This is a genomic window from Phycicoccus jejuensis (assembly GCF_000720925.1).
Taxonomy (GTDB): domain Bacteria; phylum Actinomycetota; class Actinomycetes; order Actinomycetales; family Dermatophilaceae; genus Phycicoccus; species Phycicoccus jejuensis.
Genome location: NZ_JOEE01000051.1, coordinates 1 through 528 on the forward strand (window position 1 = coordinate 1; position 528 = coordinate 528).

A 528-nucleotide genomic window follows, 5' to 3' on the forward strand; every position below is an offset into this window, starting at 1 on the left:
GATGTACCCGCTCGTCCGCGAGCTGGCCGCCGACGGGATCCCCGTGACGGTGACGTGCCGGGTGCTGAAGATCGCGCGCGCTCCGTACTACCGGTGGCTCGAGGCGCCCGTCACCGATGCTGACCTCGTCGCGGCGTACCGAGCGAACGCCCTGTTCGACGCTCACCGCGACGACCCCGAATTCGGGTACCGCTACCTGCACGACGAAGCAGGCGATGCCGGTGAGGTCATGTGCGAGCGGACCGCGTGGCGGCTGTGCTCGAAGCAGGGCTGGTGGTCGGCCTTACTCCAACCGCATCGTCGGCTACGCCCCAGAGGGGACCCCGGATCGACTCGCGAATGAAGTCCCACCTCGCGGTCGCCGCCCTGTCCAGCGCGGCCGCCCACCGCGGTGACGTCACCGGCTGCATTGTCCACTCCGACAGGGGATCCCAGTTCCGAGCGCGGAAGTACGTCCACACCCTGCACCGTCACGACATGGTCGGCTCGATGGGCCGGGTCGCCTCCTCCGCGGACAACGCCGCCATG

General features: G+C 69.5%; 2 pseudogenes. Both read left to right on the plus strand.

What is annotated here, in order from left to right:
- A pseudogene (locus tag IG69_RS22830) lies at positions 1-343 on the plus strand (IS3 family transposase); the annotation flags it as partial.
- A pseudogene (locus IG69_RS22590) lies at positions 340-528 on the plus strand (DDE-type integrase/transposase/recombinase); the annotation flags it as partial. The pseudogenes IG69_RS22830 and IG69_RS22590, both read left to right, overlap by 4 nt.